Origin of the sequence: Accumulibacter sp. (assembly GCF_029255145.1) — a bacterium.
GTDB lineage: Bacteria > Pseudomonadota > Gammaproteobacteria > Burkholderiales > Rhodocyclaceae > Accumulibacter.
The window spans coordinates 1-14,727 of record NZ_JAPUVQ010000094.1; the positions used below are offsets into that span (position 1 = coordinate 1).

Sequence of the window (14,727 nt, forward strand, 5' to 3'; positions counted from 1 at the left end):
CCTTGCACTCCTAGCGACGCTTGGTCTATGCCATACGAAAATTATGGCCTTCGAAATAAAGTGCTACTCGCAATTCCGGAATTCTACCTACATTCCCGGCCGGGATCAGGAAATCTGAAGTTGTTCACCGGATACGGCGTCGGCATGTCCCATTTGGTCTCCGCGGCGGCGGCGAATGCCAGACCAGCGGCAGCGAGGACGGTCAGGGACTTGCGCAACAGCGGCAAGAGCAGGGAATGCAGCTTCATTTTGTCTCCTCGCATCGCTGGTCTCGGGGGCGTTACCGCTGACACCAGACCCGGCAGGGGCGCACCACGCGCAACGCGTGCCGGCGGCTGGCAACGCCAGCGCGCCAGCATGGAAGGACGGGGCTTGCTTGTCAAGCAGCGTTCGCGTTCGCAGCCCTGACCTCAGCTGTTGGCAGAAGCGCACGTTCAGACCAACCATGATCCGTCCCCATTCTGGATCAGGCTCCCGACCCGCTGCCGGCATCGGCCAGCAAGCCCTGCGACTCGATGAAGGCAATGATCTCGGGCAGCCCCTCGCCGGTCTTCATGTTGCTGAAGACAAACGGCCGCTCGCCGCGCATGCGGCGGCTGTCCCTGTCCATCACCTCCAGCGAGGCACCGACCATCGGTGCGAGGTCGGTCTTGTTGATCACCAGCAGGTCCGACCGGGTGATCCCCGGACCGCCCTTGCGCGGGATCTTTTCGCCGGCGGCGACGTCGATCACGTACAGCGTCAGGTCCGAGAGTTCGGGGCTGAAAGTCGCCGCCAGGTTGTCGCCGCCGGATTCGACCAGAACGATCTCGATGTCCGGGAAGGCGGTGGTCAGGCGGGCGACGGCTTCGAGGTTGATCGAGGCGTCCTCGCGGATCGCGGTGTGCGGGCAACCGCCGGTCTCGACGCCGAGAATGCGCTCCTGCGGCAGCGCCGCGTGCCGGACCAGAAACTTGGCGTCTTCAGCAGTGTAAATGTCATTGGTCACCACGCCCAGGCTGTAGCGCTCGCGCAGCGCCAGGCACAGGGCCAGGGTCAGCGCCGTCTTGCCGGAGCCGACCGGGCCACCGATGCCGATGCGCAGGGCGGGACGGCGGGTCATTCGGGGATCGCTTGGTGTCATGATCGGAAGAGTCTCGAATATTGCGTTTCGTGGCGGCTGCAGGCCAGCGCCAGCCCGGGGCAGAAGTTGCTCCAGCGTTCCTCGGGCAGATCGAGCGCCTGCTCGACGACGGTCGGGACGCGACTGCCGAGCGCCAGCAGCATCCGCTGCCCGGCGGCCTGCCCGAGCGGCACCGCCTTGAGCGCTGCCATCACCTGGTTTTCGCACCACGACCACAGGTACGCGGTCAGCGAATCGCGCACCGGGATTTCCCAGGCTGCGGCGGCGAGCGCCCAGCCGGCCGGAAAAGAGACTTCAGGCAGCGCGTCGAATTCGGGCGGCACCGGGAAGTCGGCAAGCTCGTGCCACAGGCGGCGCAGCGAATAGCCCATCTGCACCGTCTCGGCGCGCAGCTCCGACGACTCGCGACTGGCCAGGAAATCGGCGTTCAGACGCTCCACCTCGCGATGCGCAAAGGCAGCCCACGCGCGCTGCAGCGAGGCGAGAAGCGGTGCTTCGAAGCGGCCCAGACCCTCCTCCAGCAGACCGGTGACCCACTCCTGCGCGCTGCCCTGATCGCGCACCAGGCCGCTCTCGACCGCCCACTCCAGCCCTTGCGAATAGGAGTAGGCGCCGACCGGCAGTGCCGGGCTGGCCAGTTGCAGGAGACGCGGCAGGACAAGGTTCACGTGCTCGCCAGATCACCTGCTCACTTGAACTCGTGGATCTTCGGCGACGTACGATGCGGTCCGTGCCCGGGATGATGCGCTTCAACAGCCTCGGCGCTGTGTGGCTGCCGGTAGCCATGACCGGCGGCATGCGCATCGCCGTGCGCCGCAGTGCCGTAGGCGCCGCCCTCGGGGTCAAACGGTGCCTCGACCTCGCTGACCTCGCAACCCAGGCCGACCAGCATCTCGGCCAGGACGTGGTCCGGCTGCAAGCGCAGAAAGCCTTCACCGAGTTGCACCGGAACGTGCCGGTTGCCGAGATGGTAGGCGGCGCGTGCCAGCTGCAGTAGATCGCCAGATCGAATTTCAAGCAACATTTCGGCGGCCGCCTCGACCGCGACCACCAGCCCGTTGCCGGTCAACAGGCGGTCACCCTGACGCAGCACGGTGCCCGACGGCAGGACATAGCCCAGTTCCTCGCCGCTGACCAGGATCACCCGCTGGCGGCTCTTGCGCCGGGCGTCGTAAGGCAGCACCAGGCGGAGCACCGGGCCATCGCTGGCGGGGGTCTGGTCATCGGCGAAGGATTCGGCGAAAAGCATGCTCGGCTCAGAACAGGAAGTAACGCTGCGCCATCGGCAGGACACTGGCCGGTTCGCAGGCCAGCAGCTCGCCATCGGCGCGAACGGCATAGGTTTCAGGGTCGACGTCGATCTTCGGCGTCGCGTCATTGTGCACCATGTCCGACTTGCGGAGCTGGCGCGTCTGGCGCACGGCAACCAGGGGTTTGCTCAATTGCAGTGCAGCGACCTCGGGATTATCCAGCGCCGCCTGCGAAACAAATGTGACGGAAGTCCGCAGCGCCTTGCCGAAAGCACCGAACATCGGCCGATAGTGCACCGGTTGCGGCGTCGGGATCGAGGCATTGGCGTCGCCCATTGCGGCCGCGGCGATCATCCCGCCCTTGACGATCAGCGTCGGCTTGACGCCGAAGAACGCCGGCTTCCACAGCACCAGATCGGCGAGCTTGCCGACCGCTATCGAGCCGACCAGATCGCTGATCCCGTGCGTGATCGCCGGGTTGATGGTGTACTTGGCGAGATAGCGCTTGACGCGGAAATTATCGTTGTCGCCCGCTTGCGGTCCGGCGGTCGCCGCCGGCGCCGGCAGATGGCCGCGCTGCACCTTCATCTTGTGCGCGGTCTGCCAGGTGCGGATGATCACTTCGCCGACCCGGCCCATCGCCTGCGAATCCGACGACATCATCGACAGCGCGCCGAGGTCGTGCAGGATGTCCTCGGCGGCGATCGTCTCGCGGCGGATGCGGCTTTCGGCAAAGGCGACGTCTTCGGCGATCGCCGGGTCGAGGTGGTGACAAACCATCAGCATGTCGAGATGCTCGTCGATGGTGTTGACGGTGTAGGGCCGCGTCGGGTTGGTCGACGACGGCAGGACGTTGGCCTCGCCGACCGCGCGCAGGATATCGGGTGCGTGCCCGCCACCGGCGCCTTCGGTATGGAAAGTGTGGATCGCGCGGCCCTTGAAAGCGGCCAGCGTCGTTTCGACGAAGCCGGATTCGTTGAGCGTATCGGTGTGGATCGCCACCTGCACGTCCATCTCGTCGGCGACCGACAGGCAGTTGTCGATCGCCGCCGGGGTGGTCCCCCAGTCCTCGTGCAGCTTGAGGCCGATGGCGCCGGCGCGAACCTGTTCGCGCAGCGCCTCCGGCAGCGAAACGTTTCCCTTGGCGAAAAAGCCGAGGTTCATCGGAAACGCTTCGGCCGCTTCGAGCATGCGCTGGATGTGCCACGGCCCCGGCGTGCAGGTGGTGGCATAGGTGCCGGTCGCCGGCCCGGTGCCGCCGCCGAGCATGGTAGTGATCCCCGACATCAGCGCTTCGTCGATCTGCTGCGGGCAGATGAAATGGATGTGGCTGTCGATGCCGCCAGCGGTGACGATCATCCCTTCGCCGGCGATGATCTCGGTGCTACCGCCGATCACGATGCTGACGCCCGGCTGGATGTCCGGGTTGCCGGCCTTGCCGATACCGGCAATCCGCCCGCCCTTGATGCCGATGTCGGCCTTGACGATTCCCCAGTGGTCGACGATCAGCGCGTTGGTGATCACCGTATCGGCGACTGCGGCGGCGGGCTCCTGGCTCTGTCCCATGCCGTCGCGGATGACCTTGCCACCGCCGAACTTGACCTCGTCGCCGTAAACGGTGAAATCGGCCTCGACCGCGATCCACAGCTCGGTGTCGGCCAGCCGCAGCCGGTCACCGACGGTCGGGCCGAACATCTCGGCGTAGGCTTGCCGGGAGATCTTGACGCTCATGCTCTGACGCTCATTCGAGTGGTCCCATCACCAGGCCGTTGAAACCGTAGACCTTGCGCCCGCCGGCCAGCGCCACCAGTTGCACGCTGCGCGTCTGCCCGGGTTCGAAGCGTACCGCGGTTCCGGCGGCGATATCGAGGCGGAAGCCAAGCGCCGCCGCCCGATCGAAGACCAGCGCGGCATTGGTTTCGGCAAAGTGATAGTGCGAACCGACCTGGATCGGCCGGTCGCCGGTATTGGCCACGCTCAAGGTGACCGTCTCGCGGCCGGCGTTGAGTTCGATCTCGCCGGGGTCGACGTGCATTTCTCCGGGAATCATCGCGCCCTCCTCAGATAATCGGGTGATGGACGGTAACCAGCTTGGTACCGTCGGGAAAGGTCGCTTCCACCTGGATATCGTGGATCATCTCCGGCACCCCTTCCATGACCTCGTCACGGGTCAGGACGGTCGTCCCGTAGCTCATCAACTCGGCTACCGTCCGCCCGTCGCGGGCGCCTTCGATGATCGCCGCGCTGATCAGCGCCACCGCTTCCGGGTAGTTGAGCTTGACGCCACGCGCCTTGCGCCGCTCGGCGAGCAGCGCGGCGGTGAAGACCAGCAGCTTGTCCTTTTCTCTCGGTGTCAGTTCCATGCGCCTTCCCCATGCCAACTATTCAGGTACTCCAGATCCGTGGCCAAACGGCCGGCTTGCCGAGCGCCAGCGGGCGCAGCTGCTGCCAGACTTCGTTCAGCCACGCCCGCGCCAGCTCGGCTCCTGGCGCCAGACAGCGCGCGACCAGCAGATCGGGCAGCGCGGTCACCCCGGTCAGCAGGCCCTCGGCCGCCGGCAGCGCACGGCAGGCAGCCAGCCAGTCGCGCTCGACCGGCCGGCCGGCGAGCAGCAGCGTCGCGCTGACCGGCCGGCCGGCCAGCCCCGCCGGCGCGGCAAGCCAGGACGACCCGCCGAGCAGCTGCGCGCGTTCGATCCACAGCGGCCGCCCTTCCTTTTCGATCCGCGTCGCCAGCTCCAGCCGGCCGCGGCTGAAATGTTCGCCGGCAGCCGTTCGCCCCAGGCAGAGAATATCCCAGCCGCAGAACAGGGCGCCGGCAGCGAGCTCGACGCGGGTTTGCATCCGGGCCTCGGCGCCGTCGAAGACGATCGTCTCCTGCGGCAGCCACTCGACCAGCGCACCCTCGCCGACCCGCACGCTCAAGCACTGCCGAGCTTGCCGGCCGCCCGAACGATACCACTTGCCGGCACCCGGCGTGGTCAACAATGCACGGGAGCGCGCCGCGGCGGCCACCGAAATCTCCAGCGTGTCGCCGCCAGCGACCCCACCCGGCGGGTGCAGGAGGATCGCGTGGCAAACGTCATGGCCTTCCGGGTAGAGCGCTTTCTGCACCCGCAGCGGGCCGTAGTGTGCGCACCGGACCAGCGTGCTTTTCTCGCCACGGCGCTCGAAACCGAGCGCCAGCCGCGCCTGCCAGCCCGGCCGGGCGGCTTCCTCAAGCGCCTGCCGACCCGAAGGCGCTCCACCGCGCCCCGTCGCATGCGGCGCTGCAATCAAACGGCAAGGGCTGCCAGGACCCCGTCACTTTCCATGTTTTCGCCTCGTCCGCGCATGATGATCTCGCCGCGCTCCATCACCAGATACTGATCGGCGAGCGAGCGGGCGAAATCATAGTACTGCTCGACCAGCAGAATGGCCATTTCGCCACTCTGCGCCAGCGCCCGGATGGCGCGCTCGATGTCCTTGATGATCGACGGCTGGATGCCTTCGGTCGGTTCGTCGAGGATCAGCAGTTTGGGACCCATCGCCAGCGCCCGCCCGATTGCCAGCTGCTGTTGCTGGCCGCCCGAAAGATCGCCGCCGCGGCGGCGCAGCATCTGCCGCAGGACCGGGAACATCTCGAAGATCCGCTCCGGGATCGGCGTGCTGCGGGGACAGCTCGCCAGCCCCATCAGCAGATTCTCGTGCACCGTCAGGCGCGGAAAGATCTCGCGTCCCTGCGGCACGTAGCCGATGCCGGCACGAACGCGCTGGTGCGACGCGCTGCGCGTCAGGTCGCGGCCGGCGAACTCGATGCTGCCGCCCCTGGTCGGCAGCATCCCCATCAACGACTTGAGCAAGGTCGACTTGCCAACGCCGTTGCGTCCGAGAATCGCCGTCACCTTGCCGGCTTCGGCGCTGAAGCTGAGGTTGCGCAGGATGTGGCTGCCGCCGTAGTACTGGTTCAACTCGTTTACGTTCAACATCGTCGTGTCAACGTCCCAGGTAGACTTCAATGACGCGCGGGTCGGCCTGCACTTCCTCCAGCGCGCCCTCGGCGAGTACGCTGCCTTCGTGCAGGACAGTGACCAGACCACCAAGCTGCTTGACGAAGGCCATGTCGTGCTCGACGACGACCAGCGAATGCTTGCCGGCCAGCGACAGGAACAGCTCGCCGGTCCGTTCGGTTTCTTCGTCGGTCATCCCGGCGACCGGTTCGTCGAGCAACAGCAGCCTCGACTCCTGCATCAGCAGCATGCCGATCTCCAGCCATTGCTTCTGGCCATGCGAGAGCAGGCCGGCCGGGCGGTCAGCGTGCGCGGTGAGGCGAATGGTCTGCAGCGTCTCGGCGATGCGGTCGGTCGCCGCCGAATCGAGCAGCGCCCGGAGGCTGCGCCAGACCCGCTTGTCGGTCTTCATCGCCAGTTCGAGGTTCTCGAAAACGGTGTGGTTCTCGAAGATGGTCGGTTTCTGGAACTTGCGGCCGATGCCGGCGTGCGCGATCTCTGGTTCGGAGAGGCGCGTCAGGTCGAGCGTCTGGCCGAAAAATGCACGTCCCTCGTCGGGCCGGGTCTTGCCGGTGATGACGTCCATCATCGTCGTCTTGCCGGCGCCGTTCGGCCCGATGATGCAGCGCAGTTCGCCGGCGTCGATCGCCAGCGACAGCTTGTTCAGCGCGCGGAAGCCGTCGAAGCTGACGGTGATGTCCTCGAGATAGAGGACGACCTTGTGCGACAGATCGAGCTGGCCCGGCTTGAGCAGGTGCCCAAGCTCGGCGGTGCCACTGTCCCAGTCCGGATTGTCGTTCGGGCTCTCGCCCGGCGGCAGGTCGGCAGCGTTCATGCGCGGGCTCCTTTCGCCGCTGGCGCCGGCTCGGCGCTTGCCACCGACTGCTGCTGTGGTCCGCGCTGGCGTTGGCCGATCGTGGAGCGCAACCGCCGGTACAACCCGACGACCCCCTGCGGCAGCCACAGCGTCGACACGATGAACAGGGTACCGAGGAAGAACAGCCAGTATTCCGGGAAGCTGACGGTGAACCAGCTCTTGGCAAGGTTGACGATGAAGGCGCCGATGACCGCGCCGATCAGCGTGCCGCGGCCGCCGACGGCGACCCAGATGGCGATCTCGATCGAATTGGCGACGGCCATTTCGGACGGATTGATGATCCCCACCTGCGGCACGTAGAGCGCGCCGGCGATGGCGCACAGCATCGCCGACAGGGTCCACACGAAGAGCTTGTACCACAGCGGGTTGTAGCCGATGAACATCACCCGCGACTCGGCGTCGCGGATCGCCGTCAGGATGCGGCCGAACTTCGAGGTCACCAGGAAGCGCGCCAGCAGCAGCGTGCCGATCAGCGCCAGCGCCGACAGGCCGAAGAGCACCACCCGCGTTTCCGGTGCGGTGATCGAATAGCCGAGAATGCGCTTGAAGTCGGTGAATCCGTTGTTGCCGCCAAAACCCGTCTCGTTGCGGAAGAAGAGCAGCATCGCCGCGTAGGTCAGGGCCTGGGTGATGATCGAGAAATAGACGCCCTTGATCCGCGAGCGGAAAGCGAAGTAGCCGAAAACGAAGGCAATCAGCGCCGGCACCACCAGCACCAGCAGTACCACCCACAGGAAGTGGTCGCTGCCGGTCCAGAACCATGGCAGCTCCTTCCAGTCGAGGAAGACCATGAAATCGGGCAGGTCGCTCTGGTAGCTGCCGTCGCGGCCGATCTCGCGCATCAGGTACATCCCGAAGGTGTAGCCGCCGAGCGCGAAGAACAGGCCGTGGCCGAGCGAGAGGATGCCGCCGTAGCCCCAGATCAGGTCCATCGCCACGGCGACGATCGCGTAGCAGAGGATCTTGCCGGTCAGGGTGATGAAGTAGGTCGACAGGTGCAGCGGGTTGTCTGGCGGCAGCAACAGGTGCAGCACCGGCACGGCAACCAGCGCAAAGGCGGCAAACAGCCCGACCAGCAGCCAACTGCGCGCGTCGAAGCTGCGCCCGAGACGGACGATGAAGGGCGTACGTGCAGGTGAAGAACTCATCGATGCTCCGGTCACGAGGTCACGACTCGACGAAGCGGCCCTTGAGGGCAAACAAGCCCTGCGGACGCTTCTGGATGAAGATGATGATGATCACCAGGACGACGATCTTGGCGACCACGGCGCCGGTCCAGCCCTCCAGGAACTTGGTCAGCACGCCGAGGCCGAGCGCCGCCCAGACCGCGCCGGCGAGCTGCCCGACGCCGCCGAGAACGACGACCATGAACGAATCGACGATGTAGCCCTGCCCCATGTCCGGGCCGACGTTGGCGATCTGCGACAGCGCCACGCCACCGAGGCCGGCGATGCCGGCGCCAAGGCCGAAAGCGAGAGTGTCGATGCGCCCGGTCGGGACGCCGACGCAACCGGCCATCGGCCGGTTCTGGGTCACCGCGCGGACGAACATGCCCATTCGCGAAAGGTTCAGGATCGCCCACATGGCGGCCAGCACGGCGAGCGAAAAGCCGACGATGATGATCCGGTTCCACGGCAGCAGCAGGTTCGGTAGCACCTCGATGCCGCCGGCCATCCACACCGGGTTGGCGACCTCGACGTTCTGGGCACCGAAAACGGTGCGCGCGACCTGGATCAGGAACAGCGAGATCCCCCAGGTGGCGAGCAGCGTTTCCAGCGGCCGGCCGTAGAGGTGACGGATGACGACGCGCTCCATCAGCACGCCGACCAGCGCCGCCGCCAGAAAACCGACCGGGATCGCGGCCAGCAGATACCAGTCGAGAACATTCGGAAAGTGCGCCTGGAAAACGCCCTGCATCGCCCACGCCGAGTAGGCGCCGACCATCAGCAGCTCACCGTGCGCCATGTTGATCACTCCCATCACGCCGTAGGTGATCGCCAGGCCCAGCGCCGCCAGCAGCAGGATCGACGCCAGCGAGACGCCGGTGAACGCGCGCCCGACGTTTTCGGCAAAAGCCAGGCGTTTTTCGATCGCCCGGATCGACGTGCCGGCGGCGGCGCGCACGGCGCTGTCAGGCTCGATCCAGCTGTCGCCGTTCTTCTCGGTCAGCGGCATCAGCAACTGCCTGGTGTTGGGATCGCTGCTTTCGCCGAGCAGACGGACGGCCTCAAGCCGAACGACCGCGTCGCTTGACCCGAGACTTCCCTGGGCGCGCGCCAGTTGCAGGCGCACCGTGATCTCGGGGTCGGTCTCCGCCGCCAGCGCCTTGTCGAGCAGCGGCAGCATCTCGGCGTCGGCGCTCAGCGCCAGTTCCTGCGCTGCCGCCCAGCGGATCGCGCGGTCCGCCGAGAAAAGGCGCAGCGAAGCCAGCGCCGCAGCCAGTTCGCGACGCACGCGGTTGTTGATCCCGATCGACTCGGTCACCGCCGGCGCCGGCGTGAGCTCGGTGTTGCTGGCGGCGTCGATGACCCGGTCGCCGTCGACGATCACCACGCGTTCGCCGGCCAGCGCCAGCGAGGCGTTGGCCAGCGCCTTGAGTACCGGCAGCGCCTCGCCTTGCGCGCCTTCGGCCAGCGCCGCAATGGCCGCGATCTTGGCGTCGTTGCCGTCGGACGCCAGCGGCTTGAGCAGCGCCGGGTCGATCTCGGCATGCACGCACGAGATGCTCGACAGCCAGGCGAAAACGATCCATCCAATGGTGCGCATGCTTTCTCCACGATGGGGAACAGGGCGGCGTCAACCCACGCTGCGCGCCACCCGTTCCCTCAGCTACTCAAGTCAGCGAACGACGTTCACTTGCCTTCCGGCTCGCCCTTCTTCTTGTCGTTACCCGGGATGTACGGGCTCCACGGTGCCGCCTTGATCGGGCCAGGCGTCTTCCAGACGACGTCGAACTGTCCGTCGGCGCGGATCTCGCCGATGAACACCGGCTTGTGCAGGTGATGGTTCTTCTCGTCCATCTTGATCGTGAAGCCATTCGGCGCCTTGAAGGTCTGCCCGGCCATCGCCGCGATGACCTTGTCGACGTTGGTCGACTTGGCCTTCTCGACCGCCTGCTTCCACATGTACACGCCGATGTAGGTGGCTTCCATCGGGTCGTTGGTCACCGTCTTGTCGGCGTTCGGCAGGCCCTGCTTGACCGCCCAGGCACGGTAGGCCTTGGTGAAGCCGTCGTTGACCGGGTTCTTCAGGGTCATGAAGTAGTTCCACGCCGCCAGATGGCCGACCAGCGGCTTGGTATCGACGCCGCGCAGCTCTTCCTCGCCGACCGAGAAAGCGACCACCGGCACTTCGGTGGCCTTGATGCCGGCGTTGCCGAGTTCCTTGTAGAACGGCACGTTCGAGTCGCCGTTGATGGTCGAGATCACCGCCGTGCGCTTGCCTTCACTGGAGAACTTCTTGATCTTGGCGATGATCGTCTGGTAATCGCTATGACCGAAAGGCGTGTACTCCTCCATGATGTCGGCGTCGGCGACGCCCTTGGACTTCAGGAAAGCGCGCAGGATCTTGTTGGTCGTGCGCGGATAGACGTAGTCGGTACCGAGCAGCACGAAGCGCTTGGCCGAACCGCCGTCCTTGCTCATCAGGTACTCGACGGCCGGGATCGCCTGCTGGTTTGGCGCCGCGCCGGTGTAGAAAACGTTGTACTCGAGTTCCTCGCCTTCGTACTGGACCGGGTAGAACAGCAGGCCGTTGAGTTCCTTGAACACCGGCAGCACCGACTTGCGCGACACCGACGTCCAGCAGCCGAAAGTCACCGCCACCTTGTCCTGGCTCAGCAGCTGCCGGGCCTTCTCGGCGAACAGCGGCCAGTTGGACGCCGGGTCGACGACCACCGGTTCGAGCTGCTTGCCGAGCACGCCGCCCTTGCTGTTGATCTCGGCGATGGCCATCAGAACGGTTTCCTTGAGCGCCGTCTCGGAAATCGCCATGGTCCCGGAAAGCGAATGCAGGATACCGACCTTGATCGTCTCGGCGGCCAGCGCGTTGAACGAGCCCAGCCCCAAGGCCGCCGTGACGGCGACGGCTGAGACAGTCTTCACGAAATTGCGACGTAGCATCTGTTTGCTCCTCGAAGGTTAAGAACCGGGAAAAATTTTCCAGCGAAGGAGATCAAGCAATAGCCGTGCCAGCATCCGAAAACGGCACCAGAACACCACCGTGATGGTTGCTGCCCGCGATTGCGCACGCTCGCGGGGCGCAGGGACGAGTCATCACGCACCAAAGCGGAGCGCGCCGTCCGGCCGAGCACCAGAATGGAGGAATGCCGCGCCGCCGGTGCCATACCATGATCGCAGAGTGGTTACGCACGGGCGCCTGGCGACGACCCCTTCGTCCCGCCGCCAGGCATTTGGCCGATTGACGGCGACTGCCGGCGCCACATACACTCCGCCCAAAGCCGCGCAGCCGCAGCACTTGGCGGTGCCCCCGGACGACAGCGCTCTGCCAGGTGAGATGGCCTTGCCCGGAAGACCACCTTGGCGAAAATGCATCATCCAACTTCCCCTGGCCGGCCGCCAGGAACGCTCGCTATCGATCTTCACCCCGGACCCCCGGCCCGAACGCGCACCCTGGCCTGGGCCTTCGCCGCTTCGCTGCTGGTGCACGCCATGGTCCTGTTCTTTCCCGAGAAGGAAGCACCAAGCCCGCAGGCGATGTCGTCCCGCTTCGAAGCCACCCTGTCACCCGCCCCGCAGGTGGCAGTGCGACCAAGCACGCCGCGTCCGCCGACTCCGCCGAAACGACCGGCTCCGCCCGCTCCAGCTGTTCCGCCGACTCCGTCCACTCCACCCAAGCGCGCGCCGGCCAAAGCAAAGCCGCCAGCAAGACCGGCGGTCATGCCGAGCACGCCACAACTGCCGCCGCGCGTGATCACCGTTCCAGAGTCGCAGGCCGCGCCAGTCCCCGACAAGCCGCAGTGGTTCACGGCCGAAAAGAACGATATGAAGCATTTTCTCGACGACCTGGACGCGGAGGCCAAAGCGGCAGCCAGGCCCAGCCTGGCGCAACGCGCGCTGGCCATGGCCCGCGAGCAGAGCCGGCAGCAGACCCGGCAGGACCAGGAAGGCACGGCGATGCTCGAACGGCGGCCGAACACAGCGCCTCCTGAACCCTTCAGCCTCGACTTCTACGTGGACGGCGTCGTCAAGCGACTCAACCGCAGCGCCGCTTTCGTCCGCAACGACCCCAGAAGCAGAGGCGTGCACCTGGCGTCGGTGCAGTTCCGGATCAATCCCGACGGCAGCCTGAAATCGTTCAAGGTGCTCAACGCCGGCGACCAGCAGGAGGAAATCGCCTTCATCAAATCGGTCGTCGAGCGCGCCATCCCCTTCGCCGCTTTCCCGCCGGACATCGCCCGCGCGGCGCGCTCGCTGGGCGTCACGATCTGCATCGCGCCAGGCGCCGGCGGCGGTTTCGGATTCTCGCGGATGGCCGACGACCGGCCCTGCTGAGCGAACGGTCGGCCGGCGATCGGTGCTGCCCGTGAACTTCCTGTCCGTCAATGGGGTCTCTACTGATATCCAGCCGGCACTCGTCGCGGCAGACCGCCTACCGATGCCGCCAGTTCTCGCGACTGACTCGGTGGAGTGCCGGCAATTGTCCTTGCCGTCGCGGCTTGCGAGCTGCCGGCGGTGAGTACCGCAAGCGCGCGCTCTGGCACACACCGGGAGACTTGACATGGCAACTCGAACACAGGGCCACGCCTTCATCGCACTCGTCTGTTGCCTGCTCGCTCAACCCGTGGCGGCACAACCCTCGCACGTCCTGGACGGCAAGGCTTTCAGCGGCAAGAACGGCGAGCAGGGGCAGCCGCTCGACCCGAATCAAGACGAGGAAATCGTCTTCAAGGATGGGCGATTCACATCGCTTTCCTGCGCCCCGTACAACTTCGGCAGCGGGGAATATTCGGCGCAGCTGGTCGATGATGCCATTCACTTCGAAGCGATCACGCTAAGCCCGACGCACGGAAAGATAGTGTGGAAAGGCGTTGTCAAGGGCGATACGGCGGCCGCGACCTTTGTCTGGACCAAGGAGCGGTGGTACTGGAATACGCGCCGACAGTACTGGTTCGAAGGCACGCTCAAGGAGTGAGGCTGGTCGCCAACGACTGTCGTGAATCTTTTGATCAGGGAGAGTCAGGATGACGGCTGATCCGATCCCCGGCAGCGAACGGACTTCGAAGCGTGTTCTTTGCCTGAAAATCCTGCTCGTCGTAGCCATTGTCGGGACCCTGCATTTCGCCGGATCATGGTTCGCGCATGCCCTCGAATTCCAGATATTTCCGCGTCACGACGCCATTCTCCACCTTGCCGTTCTGGCGACCAGCGCGCTTTATGTCTTGTTGTTGCTGACTCCATTCATGCCGGGGATCGAGATTGGTCTGGCGTTGATGATGACGCTGGGCAGCAAGGGCGCACTACTGGTGTACCTGTGCACCGTACTCGCCCTGTCGATCAGCTTTGCCATCGGCCAGATCGTTCCGCCGCGCCTGCTTGGTGCCTTGCTCAGCTGGCTCCACCTGCATAAAGCCAGCGATCTGGTACGCCAGCTCGAGCTCATGGATCGACAACAGAGGCTTGACTTCCTGAACGAGCACGCTCCAGCGGCGATCGCTCCGTTCATCTTGAAGTACCGCTATCTGACCATCGCGGCGGCCCTCAACTTGCCGGGCAATGCCTTGCTTGGCGGTGGCGGCGGGATTGGATTGATCGCGGGAATGAGCAAACTTATCGCCTTCCCGCAGTTCATTCTGGTGACCGCCATTGCTGTTGCACCGGTGCCACTCTGGTTCTTTCTTTACGGTGGCTGAACTGGAGCGCGATGGCATCGCGGCTTTCTGCCTCGCCTGGGCTCGGCCGCCGCGGACGCCCCGTTTAGCGCTCTACCTGCCCGTGCTCGCAGGCGGCCAACAGCCCTCTGGCGGCGCGCTCGCAGAGGTCGAGCACCCGCTCGAACCCCGACTCGGCGCCGTAATACGGATCGGGGACCTCGGAAATGCCGAGTTCCGGGGCATAGTCGAGAAACAGTCCGAGCTTGGCGCGGCGCTCCTCGGGGCACAGCCGTTGCAGGATCGCCAGATTGGTCTCGTCCAGCGCCAGGATGCGGTCGAAGCGATCGAAGTCGGCTTCGATGAGCCGCCGCGCGCGGATCTTCGAGAGATCGTAGCCGTGCCGGGCGCCTACCCGCAGCGCCCGCGCATCGGGCGGCTCGCCGGCATGGTAGTGGCCGTGCGTCCCTGCCGAGGCGGTTTCCAGCAATCCGGCCAGACCCTCGCGCTGCGCCATGCTGCGGGTCACGGCCTCGGCCATCGGCGAGCGACAGATGTTGCCCATGCACACGAAGAGGATCCGGTAGCGTGGCGTCGTGGCTGCGGGGCTCATCATCGGGCTGTCCGGTGCCGATCAGTCAGACCTTCGGGCGCCGCAG

Annotated in this window: 17 protein-coding genes; 3 read left to right on the plus strand and 14 right to left on the minus strand. The window is 65.7% G+C overall.

The window, feature by feature from the left end; genetic code table 11:
* Positions 1-83: 83 nt before the first annotated feature.
* From Q1L50_RS09135 to urtA, 13 genes are all read right to left on the minus strand, one after another.
* Positions 84-248, minus strand: a complete 165-nt coding sequence (locus tag Q1L50_RS09135; RefSeq protein ID WP_300337747.1) for a hypothetical protein — start codon at positions 246-248, stop codon at positions 84-86.
* Between the two features lie 218 nt (positions 249-466).
* The gene (gene ureG, locus Q1L50_RS09140; protein WP_300337749.1) at positions 467-1,102 is read right to left on the minus strand and encodes an urease accessory protein UreG; all 636 of its coding nucleotides are present in this window, start codon (positions 1,100-1,102) and stop codon (positions 467-469) included.
* 17 nt (positions 1,103-1,119) lie between these two features.
* Positions 1,120-1,791, minus strand: coding sequence for an urease accessory protein UreF (locus Q1L50_RS09145; RefSeq protein WP_300337751.1), 672 nt, complete (start codon positions 1,789-1,791; stop codon positions 1,120-1,122).
* 20 nt (positions 1,792-1,811) lie between these two features.
* On the minus strand, positions 1,812-2,372 hold the full coding sequence (ureE, locus tag Q1L50_RS09150; protein ID WP_300337753.1) for an urease accessory protein UreE: 561 nt from the start codon (positions 2,370-2,372) through the stop codon (positions 1,812-1,814).
* Between the two features lie 7 nt (positions 2,373-2,379).
* Complete coding sequence (gene ureC, locus Q1L50_RS09155) at positions 2,380-4,104, minus strand: urease subunit alpha (RefSeq protein WP_300337755.1); 1,725 nt, start codon at positions 4,102-4,104, stop codon at positions 2,380-2,382.
* A 10-nt stretch (positions 4,105-4,114) separates the two neighbouring features.
* Positions 4,115-4,423: an urease subunit beta gene (locus Q1L50_RS09160; protein WP_300337757.1), complete on the minus strand. Its 309-nt coding sequence runs from the start codon at positions 4,421-4,423 to the stop codon at positions 4,115-4,117.
* 10 nt (positions 4,424-4,433) lie between these two features.
* Positions 4,434-4,736, minus strand: coding sequence for an urease subunit gamma (locus Q1L50_RS09165; RefSeq protein WP_300337759.1), 303 nt, complete (start codon positions 4,734-4,736; stop codon positions 4,434-4,436).
* A 22-nt stretch (positions 4,737-4,758) separates the two neighbouring features.
* Entirely contained in the window at positions 4,759-5,652 is an 894-nt protein-coding gene (locus tag Q1L50_RS09170) for an urease accessory protein UreD (protein WP_300337760.1), read from the minus strand.
* On the minus strand, positions 5,649-6,341 hold the full coding sequence (gene urtE, locus Q1L50_RS09175) for an urea ABC transporter ATP-binding subunit UrtE (RefSeq protein ID WP_300337762.1): 693 nt from the start codon (positions 6,339-6,341) through the stop codon (positions 5,649-5,651). The genes Q1L50_RS09170 and urtE overlap by 4 nt, the downstream gene beginning before the upstream one ends.
* A gap of 7 nt (positions 6,342-6,348) precedes the next feature.
* Positions 6,349-7,197, minus strand: coding sequence for an urea ABC transporter ATP-binding protein UrtD (gene urtD, locus Q1L50_RS09180; protein ID WP_300337763.1), 849 nt, complete (start codon positions 7,195-7,197; stop codon positions 6,349-6,351).
* Positions 7,194-8,387 (minus strand): urea ABC transporter permease subunit UrtC, encoded by a 1,194-nt coding sequence (urtC, locus tag Q1L50_RS09185; protein WP_300337764.1) that lies wholly within the window; start codon positions 8,385-8,387, stop codon positions 7,194-7,196. Before urtC ends, urtD begins: the two co-directional genes overlap by 4 nt.
* A 19-nt stretch (positions 8,388-8,406) precedes the next feature.
* Complete coding sequence (gene urtB, locus Q1L50_RS09190) at positions 8,407-10,005, minus strand: urea ABC transporter permease subunit UrtB (RefSeq protein ID WP_300337766.1); 1,599 nt, start codon at positions 10,003-10,005, stop codon at positions 8,407-8,409.
* An 86-nt stretch (positions 10,006-10,091) separates the two neighbouring features.
* On the minus strand, positions 10,092-11,360 hold the full coding sequence (gene urtA / locus Q1L50_RS09195) for an urea ABC transporter substrate-binding protein (protein WP_300337767.1): 1,269 nt from the start codon (positions 11,358-11,360) through the stop codon (positions 10,092-10,094).
* A 777-nt stretch (positions 11,361-12,137) separates the two neighbouring features.
* Here urtA and Q1L50_RS09200 point away from each other — a divergent pair.
* From Q1L50_RS09200 to Q1L50_RS09210, 3 genes are all read left to right on the plus strand, one after another.
* Positions 12,138-12,752: a hypothetical protein gene (locus tag Q1L50_RS09200; RefSeq protein ID WP_300337768.1), complete on the plus strand. Its 615-nt coding sequence runs from the start codon at positions 12,138-12,140 to the stop codon at positions 12,750-12,752.
* Between the two features lie 226 nt (positions 12,753-12,978).
* Positions 12,979-13,392 (plus strand): hypothetical protein, encoded by a 414-nt coding sequence (locus tag Q1L50_RS09205; RefSeq protein ID WP_300337770.1) that lies wholly within the window; start codon positions 12,979-12,981, stop codon positions 13,390-13,392.
* A gap of 49 nt (positions 13,393-13,441) precedes the next feature.
* Positions 13,442-14,110, plus strand: coding sequence for a hypothetical protein (locus Q1L50_RS09210; protein ID WP_300337771.1), 669 nt, complete (start codon positions 13,442-13,444; stop codon positions 14,108-14,110).
* A 64-nt stretch (positions 14,111-14,174) separates the two neighbouring features.
* On the opposite strand, the gene Q1L50_RS09215 is transcribed toward Q1L50_RS09210, so the two are convergent.
* On the minus strand, positions 14,175-14,681 hold the full coding sequence (locus Q1L50_RS09215; protein WP_300337773.1) for a low molecular weight protein-tyrosine-phosphatase: 507 nt from the start codon (positions 14,679-14,681) through the stop codon (positions 14,175-14,177).
* Between the last annotated feature and the right edge of the window lie 46 nt (positions 14,682-14,727).